The organism is Streptomyces sp. NPDC051020, from assembly GCF_040683105.1.
Taxonomy (GTDB): Bacteria; Actinomycetota; Actinomycetes; order Streptomycetales; family Streptomycetaceae; genus Streptomyces.
Genome location: NZ_JBFBCG010000139.1, coordinates 1 through 10,126 on the forward strand (window position 1 = coordinate 1; position 10,126 = coordinate 10,126).

Sequence of the window (10,126 nt, forward strand, 5' to 3'; positions counted from 1 at the left end):
GATAAACCAACGTTCCCTCGACGATGGGGAGTTCGCCTTCGTGGTCAGCCCAGGAGCCGCGCCGGTCCAGCTTGGGGTGCAGGCGGCCCCAGCAGGGGGCGAGGACTTGGCCGAAGCGGTCGTGGACGCCGGCCGAATCCTGGACCGGCGCCGGATAGGTCGCGGCCTGGGCCAGGCGGGGTCTCCGACATCTCCCGCCAGCTCAAGCTGATGGCCAAGGAGCTGAAAGTCCCTGTCATCGCACTGTCCCAGCTCAACCGCGGGCCCGAGCAGCGCACCGACAAGAAGCCCATGGTCTCCGACCTGCGAGAGTCCGGCTCGCTGGAACAGGACGCCGACGTGGTGATCCTGCTGCACCGCGAGGACCAGTACGACAAGGAGTCCGCACGCGCGGGCGAGGCCGACCTGATCGTCGGCAAGCACCGCAACGGGCCGACCGCGATCATCACGACCGCGTTCCAAGGGCACTACAGCCGCTTCGTCGACATGGCACAAGACCTGCCCGCGTGATTGTAGGTTCTCAAATCCCGTGTCATTTTCTCAGTTGCCGTGTCATACGGACGTCAGTTCCTGAGAGTGCCCAGGTCAGCGGCTTGCCGACTGACGAATGGGCCGAGGAAATGACACGGATCTGAGACGGCCGACGGATGACACGGCGTGAGACACCGGAAGAACCAGCAGGTCACGGCATCGGCAGATGACACGGAGATTGAGAACCTACATCCAGCGTGACCACATGCCCCGCCAAGCCGCCTAGGCGCGCCCCTCGCTGACGATCACCCACTCCGGAGTCCATCCGGTCACCCGGGGTGGAGATCGGCTCTCAGCAGCCCGTACAGACGATCAACGACAGGAGTAGTTCCGTGGGCATCATCGGCGACAGCCTCGACGAGGCCGCCGCGAGCACCGCGACTCGCCCGATACCGAAGTCGGCCGGCGCCCAGATACGGTTCCTCGTGAGGCACGAGAAGGGCTCCACCCGGATCGTCGCCCGGCGTCTGGGCATTTCCCAGCGCACGGTGGAGCGTTACCTCAAGGGCCAGATCAAGACCCCGCGCCCCGACCTCGCCGCGAAGCTCGCGGCCGAGGTGCGCAAGAACTGGCAGCCGCGGGTGCGTGAGCGGGCGAAGCGGCAGGCCGCGACGTCGACCGGCATCGTCATCGAGACCCGGGCGAGGTTCGGGTTCACCGCGGCGCCCGGCACGTCCGACGACGGACGGATCCGGCGCATCACCCAGCACCTGCCCCCCGAGTACGCGGCCCGCCTCTTCGACGCCCAGGCCGGCGGCGCGGCCGACGAGCAGCTCCAGGCCGTCCTCGCCGAAGGCCTCCAGGAGCAGTACTTCAAAGATGGCGGCCGCCGAGCGGAAGGCCTCCTGGTGGAGTTCACCGACATCGACTACATCGAGCTCGACTACGCATGAAGCGCCTCGGGCAGGGGATCGCGTCGAAAATGTGACTGAGCGCTTCACTTGGCCAGTGAGTGGTTGATTTGGCCACCTGAGCGTTCGGCTTGCGGTCAGTGCCTTGTGCCGGGACATGGGCGACAGCGCTTCCGCTCGGAGCTGATCTCTTGGGAGACGAGCCGATGCTCAGGACCGTTGCCGACCGCGCCCGGATGAAGCCAGCCGCCCCGAAATCAACTGGGCGGCCGGTCCAGACCGTGTAAGGATGCCGGTTCAGGACAGGACAGGGGAGGCGGGGGCGGTTTGGGACTGGACTACAGCTACGAGATCTTCATGCCCCCTCGGAACGTTGTGAGGGCACTGACCCGGCTGGCCGAGCTCGCCCCACAAGGCCGCGACACGCCGCCGCTCCCGGTGACCTTGCCGGGCGGAGAGCAGTTGATCGTGCCGTTCACCTCGAACTTCAAGAGCGAGCCGGTCGACTGTTCAGCGGGCGGCACGCTCGAGCTGGACACCTTGATCGTAATCGGCGTTGACGACGCGATGCGCGAGTTCTTCCTCCGCGATTCCGACAGGGTCGACGAGCGGGGACGAGTGGCGGTCGGGTACATCTACCTGACTGTCAGGTTCTCCCCGGCATGGCACCCGAACTTCGCGTCGCTGCAGTTCACAGCGGCCACCTCGGGCATGAGCCGGATGTTCGTGCAGTCCGCGAGCGTCAGGAAGGTGTTCACTGACCTCACCGCCGCCACCGATGGTGTGTGCTGCCTGCTCGATACCGAGACGGACATCTTCGACATCTGCTGGCTCAATGGCGAGACGGTCAGTGGTGAGACTGTTCCGGGCGCCCGATTCTCGCGCTTCCACGATCTCGTCGCCTCCTGGCGCGAGCCGGTGGAGTAGAACGGGAACCACGCCCACAGGGGACGCAGTGCAGGTGTCCGCGGGCCAATCTTGGCGGCGGGCTGTCGCTACTTCGACAGGCTGGTGGCGACGACCGGTCATGATCGCTCCGCGTCGATGGCGATGGCGAGTTGGTCGGCGTGGTCGTCGAGCAGAGCCTTCAGCTCGCGGTAGTGAGGGTGGTCGTCCGTCTGCCTGAGCCAGGTGCAGGTGAATCTGCGGTGGTACTTCCAGAGGCGGCAGGCTTCCGGGTCGGCCGCGATGTGCGAGGGGCAGGGGGAGAAGAAGTACTCGCCCTGGGTGATGCGGGCCCAGATGTAGGCCGAGACGGCAAGCCGTTTCCGGTCGTGGTGATGGCGCGGTTGCCGGGCCATTGCTGCAGCTGGCCGACCATGTGGTTCCAGATCATGGGCGCCAGTGTCCAGTCGACGAGGCATTGGCGGCGGTGCTGGTAGTCGATGCGGGGCGAGGCTTCGAGGTCAGCGGCGATGGCGTCCAAGGCGATCTCGAAGGCGTGGAGGTTGTCCTGGGCGCGAGCCCACTTGCCTCGTCGAACCCGCCCACGAAGTCCAGAACCAGCAGCAGCCACCGCTCGGCCAGGCTCTCGAAGCCGTGCTGCCGACCGGTGGAGACCAGGCACTCCAGCCCAGGACGGTGCCGCTGGCCGGTCCGCCAGGCGAAACGCCGCACCGGTGCCGACGCCATCGCCGGCACCTCGCCCAGGTCCCGTACCGGGCTGACGACCTCGGCCTTCCCCGCCTTCCACGCCGCCGTCCACGACCTGGACCAAGTCGGGCCCAGATCCAGGCGCTCGACCGCCTGGGCAGGAATCCCGGCCTGCCTGCCGCGGCCTGAGCACGAAGCCGGAACCCGGCCCCACCACACCTCGACACACCGTCAGGCACTCACACACTCAACAACGTGACAGCGCCGTCATCAGAACTTGACCCGGTCGGCGTTCGGCCGGGGGCTACCCGTGGCGGCATCAACGCCCCTGTGCTGCTGCTTCGCCTGCTCGCGAAGGGCGTGGATGAGCGTCGTGACGTGAGGCCGGTCGCTACGGCTGATTGCGGCGACGCCGATGTGCCGGATCGGCCCTGGCGACTTGATCGGGACGGCGCATAGGCCAGGGATCTCCGGGGCGAGCGCAATAGAAGGGACCAGGGAGATTCCCATGCCTGCGGCGACGAGAGAGCGGGCGAAGAAGTAGTCGGTGGTGGTACCGCGCACTTCCGGATCGAAGCCGGCGCGCTCGGCGTAGCGGCGCAGATATGCCTCGGTCTTCAGGCAACCGAGCACCCAGGGTTCGGCTGCCAGCTCGGCGAGGTTGAGTGCTTCGCGGTTGGCGAGTCGATGCCCTTGAGGCAGGACGACGTGCAGGGGGTCTTCCAGGAGCGGCGTCCACTCCAGGCTGGAGCTGGGGCCCGGCCCAACGGGTAGCGGGCCGTCGAAGTGGTAGGCGAGGGCGAGGTCCACGGCGCCCTGGCGGACTAGCGGCAGGGTGTCCTCGGGTTCGCCCTCTCTGATGTGGAGCACGGTGCCGGGATGCGCTGCCATGAGCCGGGAGAGGGCACCGGGCAGCAAGATCCTGCCGCCGCTGGTGAAGGTAGCGACGGTGAGCAGGGTACGGCCGGTGCTGAGCTGGGCGACCTGCCGTTGTGCGTGTGCGAGCTCTGCGGCGACGGATTCGGCGGCGCCGACCATGATCTGGCCGGCCTGTGTGAGGGTGACGCCGCGGGTGCTGCGGACGACGACCTGGGCGCCGAGGCTGCGCTCCAGGGCAGCCACGTGCTGAGAGACGGCCGAAGGGGTAAGGCGGAGAGCCGTGGCCGCCTGGTTGAAACTGCCGTGCTCCGCCACCGCGCGCAGGACGCGGAGCCGCTGCACATCGATCAACAGTTTTCCTTAATACTCATCCAGTAAGTCAGGACTTCTGCTCATGACCATAGGCTTCCAGGATGGGCGCATGCAAAAGATCTGCGTCATCGGCGGAAGTCGGTACTTCGGAAAGCTCCTGGTGGAGCGGCTGCAGGCCGCGGGTCACCAGGTCACTGTGATCAACCGCGGCTCCACCCCGCCACCCGTCGGCGTCGAGCACCTCGTTGTCGACCGGAACGACGAGGCCGCCCTGACGGCCGCGCTCGACTCCCGCACCTTCGACGTCGTTGTGGACCAGGTCTGCTACACCCCGGTGCAGGCTGCTATCGCCGCCCGCGCCTTTGCCGGCCGCACCCGGCGCTACGTCATGACCTCCACGATCGAGGTCTACGACCCCGTGACCGCCGCGCTGCCGACTGTGCCGGCAGGCACGCCGGTGCCGGAGGAGATCGTGGACCCGGCCACCTGGCTGGTGGCCATGGACCTGCCCTGGCACGACGACGCGTACCTGGAGGCGCACTACGCCGAGGGCAAGCGGCAGGCGGAGGCCGTCTTCACCCGCGCCGGCGGCGTCGAGTTCGCCTCCGTGCGCAGCGCACACGTGCTGGGCGGCGGCGCGCAGGAGTTCACCGGCCGGCTGGCGCACTACGCCGAGCGCATCGCCGAGGGCCGAGCGATCACTGTGCACACGAAGGCGCTGCCCACCGTCTTCATCCACTACGAGGAGCTAGCGGACCTGCTGCTGTGGGCGACCACAGCCGACTTCACCGGTCCGATCAACGCCTGCTCCGACGGCCCGCTCGACGTACACGACCTCGTCGCGATCATCGCCACGCGGGTCGGCCGGGAGCCCGTCTACCGGACCGTCCGGGCGGGCGAGGAGGCTTCACCGTTCTCCTTCGACCGTTACTACGCCATGAGCAACGCCCGCGCGAAGGAGCTGGGGTTCTTTTTCTCGCGCACCACCGACTGGCTGCCCGGCACCGTCGCCGAAGCCCTCACCACCGAGCCGTCACCCAACGCCTAAGGATCAAGTCACCATGCAGTACCGCACCATCGCAGACACTGCCGTCAGCGTCATCGGCCTGGGTGCCATGCCGCTGTCCATCGAGCACCGCCCGGACGAGGCGCGGGCCATCGCCACCGTCCACGCCGCCCTCGACGCCGGCGTCACGCTCATCGACACCGCCGACAGCTACCACTGGCACGCCAACGAGGTAGGCCACAACGAGCTCCTGATCGCCCGCGCCCTGGCCAGCTACGGCGGCGATACCTCCGGCGTCCTGGTTGCCACCAAGGGCGGCCGCAGCCGCCCCGGCGACGGTAGCTGGACCGTCACCGCCACTCCTGCCCACCTCAAGCGCGCCGCCGAGGCTTCCGCCAGACGCCTGGGCGTCGAGAGCATCGGCCTATACCAGCTGCACAAGCCGGACCCGGCCGTACCCTGGGCAGAGTCCGTCGGCGCCCTGCGCGAGTTGCTCGACGCCGGCACGATCCGCGCTGCCGGGATCTCCAACGTCACCACCGCCCAGATCCACCGGGCACACGCGATCCTCGGCGACGGACTCGTCTCCGTGCAAAATCAGTACTCGCCTGCCCTGCGCGCCAGCGAGCCCGCGCTGCAGCTGAGCACGCAGTTGGGCCTGACCTTTCTGCCCTGGAGCCCGCTGGGCGGCATCTCCCGCAGCTCCCTCGACGGTCCGTCCGGCCCGACCTCGGCGGGCACAGCCTTCCACCGCATCGCAGCCGAGCGCGGCGTCAGCCCGCAGCAGATCGCGCTGGCCTGGCTGCTCGCCCGCTCCCCGGTAGTGCTCCCAGTGCCGGGAGCCAGCCGCCCAACCTCCATTACCGACTCAGCACATGCCGCGGAGCTCAAGCTGAGCACGGAGGAGCTGACGCAGCTTGAGGACGCTCTCCCTGGCTGAGGTGGGTCACGGGGCGTCGCTTGCAGACTTTGACCGAGGACGGCTGGGACCTGCTGCCTGTCGCTGCATAGGCACCGTCGCCGGCCGGCCGAAGTCGACTCGGGTGTCCATCTCCAAGCGGAACGTTCCGTACGGGTTGACGTTCGACCAGAACAAGGCGGTCAGGCCGCGCCGGTCCTCGTCCGTCAGTCTCGATGCCCACGCTGGTTCGGCCAGCAGCTCATATCGTCAGCGCCATGCCGCTGACAGCAGAGACCGCCACGCCCCTCGATGCACCGCGACAACAGGGCGAGACAGGGACGAGGCCACGTAGAGCCATGGGATGGCCTTGAGGCCCCGAGCCCCTCCCCGCCACCGACCAGACCGGCGGCAGGACCAATGAGACCGTCAGTGGTCGACCTTGATGACGATCTTGCCCACCTGGGCGCCCGCCTCCATGTAGCGGTGCGCCGCGACGATCTCGTCCAGGGCGAAGGTGTGGTCTACGGCAGGCCGAAAGGCACCGGTGCGCAGGCCGGAAGAGACAAACGCCTCGGCCCGGCGAAGCCGCTGCGGGTCTCTGGTCGTCTCATGCATGGTGTAGGTGCGCATGTTCAGTGCAGGCATGCCGAGTTCGAACCCCGGATAGGGGGTCACCTGGCCGCTCACCGCCCCGTACAGAAAGAGCGTGCCGCCGGGGGCGACCACCTTGGCCAGGTCCACAACGCCAGGTCCCGCGACGGCATCGAAGACGAATTCGACGCCCCGGCCTGAAGTCAGGGAGAGCACGCGATCGGCGATGTTGTCCTCGTCGGTGACGATCACTTCTTCCGCCCCCGCCGCAAGCAGCGCATCCTTCTTGGCGCGGCTGCGTGTGGTGGCGATGGGCACTGCGCCGACACGCCGGGCGACCTGAATCGCGGCCAGCCCGACACTGCTGGAGGCGGCCGTGAGCACGACGGTGTCACCTGCTCTCATCCCGCCTACTTCGACCAGCGCCCCGTAAGCCGTCACATAAGGCATCCACACCGCCGCGCCCTCGACCGCGCCGAGTCCCTCGGGGCGGTGCACGACCGCGGCCGCAGGAACAATCGCGCGCTCGGCGTAAACGGCGTAGTCATTCATCGAGAACGCAGGCACCACACTGACCGCTTGGCCGATCTCGAACCCGGTCACATGCGCGCCGGCCGCCTCGACCACCCCTGCAGCCTCGGCGCCGAGCCGGGCGGGGAACTCCTTGACCAGCTCGATGTAGTGGCCGCTGCGAAACAGCACCTCAGCGCGGTTGAGCCCGATCGCATCCACACGGATCAGCAGCTCGCCAGCGCCGGGGTCGCCGACCGGCACATCCTCCAGCCGCAACACCTCCGGCCCGCCGTACTCGTGGAACCGCACCGTCGTGGCCATCACGCATCCCCCTTCGATCGACGACAGCGGCACGGGACCGCACCGCCGCCCCTCACCCAACCGCAAAGTACGACGACTGTCAAAGTTCGACAGTCGTGATACTTTGACGGAAGTCGTATAACACGCGGACAGGAGGCCGACAGGCAAATGGCGACAGCGCGGCAGAGGAGCCAGGACGATCGCATCCCGGCTCACCCGGACATCCACACGATCAGTCTTCAGCAGGTGCTTGAGGCCCTGGTCGACCCCATGCGCCGACGGATCGTCAGCGAGCTGTACGCCGCACGGCAAGACCTCGCCTGCGGCACGATCGAGCTGCCGGTCAGCAAGTCCACCGCCACGCATCACTTCCATGTGTTGCGCGAAGCTGGCCTCATCCGCCAGTACTACGTCGGCACTTCCCGGATGAACGCGCTACGCCGCGAAGAGGTCGACGAAGCCTTCCCCGGCCTCCTCCACGCACTGGTCAGTGAGCGCGACCAGCCGTGATCCCGCAGGGGCCCGCGTGGGGCGAGTCCGGCACCTGTGTCAGCCGAGTCCGGTATGCAGCATGTCGATGAACCGGTCGTGACTTCGGCGATTTTCACTCCGGCTCGTATTGGGCGACGCGCCGACGCAGTTCGAGGTTCTTGCCATGGGCCACCTCCAGGGCCTTTCGTAGCCTCTCGACCTCTGCGTGGTGAGCCTGTTGCTGTCTTGTGAGGCGAGCACTCAGCGCCCTTACGGCGGCTGAGGTCGATGAGTCACCGGGCGGATCTGCAGGTGCCGGCGAGGCCGACCCGCCCTCGGCGCGGTGACGTTCGATCCGGGTGCGCAGTCCCGGGCTCGAGTAGAGGAAGTCTGTGCTCACCCCGGGTCTGTACGGTGAGTGGTGTAACTCCCGAGCTGGAAGCACAGTTGATGACTGACGTGACGAGTGACATCGAGGCCGGGAAGGCCACCGTGGATGTGACGAACGCTGTGGATGACGGGCTGGCCGCCGAGCTGGTGGCCCGGGCTCAGGCCGGCGGGGTGAAACTCACCGGAGAGGGCGGCCTGCTGCAGCAGCTGACAGTGATGATGTAGCCCGTGGCATCGCTTGGAGGTCTGACCCGGCAGCTGACCGGCACTTGGGTTGTCCTTGCTTGGAATTGTCGATCTCCCAAGCGGTGCCGCTGCGCGCGGCCGGTCGGGCATCTGTGACTTCATAGGAGCCCGGCCAAAGGTCCCATCACTGTCTTGTCCGTCTGCCCGACCGACGCGCGTGCCGCCCCTCATGTGTCGTTTGGAAGGACAGCAGACCAGCATGGCAGCGGATGAGATAGCCGTCATCGGCGGGATCGACACCCACACCGACACCCACACCGACACCCACCAGGCTGTGGTCATCGACACGGTCGGCCGTCATCTGGCCACGGAGCCGTTCCCCACCAGTTCTGCCGGCTACCAGCAGCTGCTGGACTGGCTGCGCTCGCACGGCGAGGTCCTTGCAGTCGGGGTCGAAGGGACCGGCGCCTACGGAGCCGAGCTGGCCCGGTTTCTGTCGGCGAACGGCATCACCGTCATGGAGGTCGACCGGCCCGACCGCAAGGCCCGAAGGGACAACGGCAAGTCCGACCCCGTCGACGCCTACGCCGCAGCGACGGCCGTGCTCTCGGGTCGGGCCAAGGGGACGCCGAAGTCCCGCAACGGCATCGCTGAAGCCATCCGCGCCCTGCGGGTGGCCCGTAGCTCGGCCATCAAAGCTCGCACCCAGACCGTCAACCAGATCCGCACCCTGATCATCACCGCCCCTGCCGAAGTGCGTGAGCAGTTCCGGGAACTGCCCTCGGTGGAGCTGATCGACCGCCTGGCCCGTTCCCGCCCTGCCGGCGACCTGGCGGACCCGGCCTGCGCCGTCAGGACGGCTCTGCGGCGGCTCGCCCGCCGTTACCGGACGCTCAGCCAGGAGATCGCCGATGCGGACGCCGAGCTGAAGCCCCTGGTGACGAGGGCCGCACCGCAGCTGGTCGCCCTGCCGGGTGTCGGTCCCGAGAGCGCCGGACAACTCCTGATCACCGCTGGTGACAACCCCGAGCGGCTGAGGTCCGAGGCGTCCTTCGCGCATCTGTGCGCGGCCGCGCCCATCCCGGCATCCTCCGGCCGTACGAACCGGCACCGTCTCAACCGCGGAGGCGATCGCCAGGCCAACCGGGCTCTGCACACGATCGTCATCGTCCGCATGCGCAACGACCGCCGGACGCAGGAGTACGTTGCCCGCCGCACTGCCCAAGGCATGACAAAGAAGGACATCATCCGCTGTCTGAAACGCTTCGTTGCTCGCGAGGTCTACAAGCACCTGCCTCGCCCACACATGACGCCTCAACACCTTCAGCCGGCCACTTGACGGTCTATAGGAGCTTCCAAGCGGGTGCTGGAGTCCGCGCTGGAGGGCGAACTCACCGATCATCTGGGACACGAGCCCGGAGAGCGGGCCGAGGGCGGCCGGGAGAACTACCGCAACGGTCACCGGTCCAAGACGGTGACCACCGAGGCCGGTCCTGTGGAGATCACTGTGCCGCGGGACCGGGCCGGGACGTTCGAGCCGCAGCTGGTCAAGAAGCGGCAGCGGCGTTTGGGCGGGGTGGACGAGATGGTGCTGTCGCTGTC

10 protein-coding genes and 2 pseudogenes are annotated in these 10,126 nt (G+C 67.8%); 9 read left to right on the plus strand and 3 right to left on the minus strand.

Annotation, left to right across the window (positions count from 1 at the left end):
* Positions 1-180: 180 nt before the first annotated feature.
* The 3 genes and pseudogenes from AB0N06_RS36380 to AB0N06_RS36390 all read left to right on the plus strand — a co-directional run.
* Positions 181-510, plus strand: a pseudogene (locus AB0N06_RS36380) (DnaB-like helicase C-terminal domain-containing protein); the annotation flags it as partial.
* A gap of 353 nt (positions 511-863) precedes the next feature.
* Positions 864-1,424: a helix-turn-helix transcriptional regulator gene (locus AB0N06_RS36385; protein WP_366138972.1), complete on the plus strand. Its 561-nt coding sequence runs from the start codon at positions 864-866 to the stop codon at positions 1,422-1,424.
* Between the two features lie 285 nt (positions 1,425-1,709).
* A complete protein-coding gene (locus AB0N06_RS36390; protein WP_366138973.1) occupies positions 1,710-2,309 on the plus strand; it encodes a hypothetical protein in 600 nt (199 codons plus the stop codon).
* Between the two features lie 98 nt (positions 2,310-2,407).
* On the opposite strand, the gene AB0N06_RS36395 is transcribed toward AB0N06_RS36390, so the two are convergent.
* Both AB0N06_RS36395 and AB0N06_RS36400 read right to left on the minus strand, forming a co-directional pair.
* Positions 2,408-2,683, minus strand: a complete 276-nt coding sequence (locus AB0N06_RS36395) for a hypothetical protein (RefSeq protein ID WP_366138974.1) — start codon at positions 2,681-2,683, stop codon at positions 2,408-2,410.
* A gap of 562 nt (positions 2,684-3,245) precedes the next feature.
* Positions 3,246-4,205, minus strand: coding sequence for a LysR family transcriptional regulator (locus AB0N06_RS36400; RefSeq protein WP_366138975.1), 960 nt, complete (start codon positions 4,203-4,205; stop codon positions 3,246-3,248).
* A 70-nt stretch (positions 4,206-4,275) separates the two neighbouring features.
* Here AB0N06_RS36400 and AB0N06_RS36405 point away from each other — a divergent pair, with 70 nt between their 5' ends.
* Complete coding sequence (locus tag AB0N06_RS36405; protein ID WP_366138977.1) at positions 4,276-5,214, plus strand: NAD-dependent epimerase/dehydratase family protein; 939 nt, start codon at positions 4,276-4,278, stop codon at positions 5,212-5,214.
* Positions 5,215-5,227: 13 nt separating this feature from the next.
* Entirely contained in the window at positions 5,228-6,112 is an 885-nt protein-coding gene (locus tag AB0N06_RS36410) for an aldo/keto reductase (protein WP_366138978.1), read from the plus strand.
* Positions 6,113-6,499: 387 nt separating this feature from the next.
* Here AB0N06_RS36410 and AB0N06_RS36415 read toward each other — a convergent pair whose 3' ends face one another.
* On the minus strand, positions 6,500-7,498 hold the full coding sequence (locus AB0N06_RS36415; RefSeq protein ID WP_366138982.1) for a zinc-dependent alcohol dehydrogenase family protein: 999 nt from the start codon (positions 7,496-7,498) through the stop codon (positions 6,500-6,502).
* Positions 7,499-7,645: 147 nt separating this feature from the next.
* On the opposite strand from AB0N06_RS36415, the gene AB0N06_RS36420 reads away from it, so the two are divergent.
* The 4 genes and pseudogenes from AB0N06_RS36420 to AB0N06_RS36435 form a co-directional block, all read left to right on the plus strand.
* On the plus strand, positions 7,646-7,987 hold the full coding sequence (locus tag AB0N06_RS36420) for a helix-turn-helix domain-containing protein (protein WP_366138979.1): 342 nt from the start codon (positions 7,646-7,648) through the stop codon (positions 7,985-7,987).
* Positions 7,988-8,398: 411 nt separating this feature from the next.
* Positions 8,399-8,563, plus strand: a complete 165-nt coding sequence (locus tag AB0N06_RS36425) for a hypothetical protein (RefSeq protein WP_366138980.1) — start codon at positions 8,399-8,401, stop codon at positions 8,561-8,563.
* Positions 8,564-8,783: 220 nt separating this feature from the next.
* Positions 8,784-9,863 (plus strand): IS110 family transposase, encoded by a 1,080-nt coding sequence (locus tag AB0N06_RS36430; protein ID WP_366138981.1) that lies wholly within the window; start codon positions 8,784-8,786, stop codon positions 9,861-9,863.
* A 27-nt stretch (positions 9,864-9,890) separates the two neighbouring features.
* Positions 9,891-10,126, plus strand: a pseudogene (locus tag AB0N06_RS36435) (transposase); the annotation flags it as partial.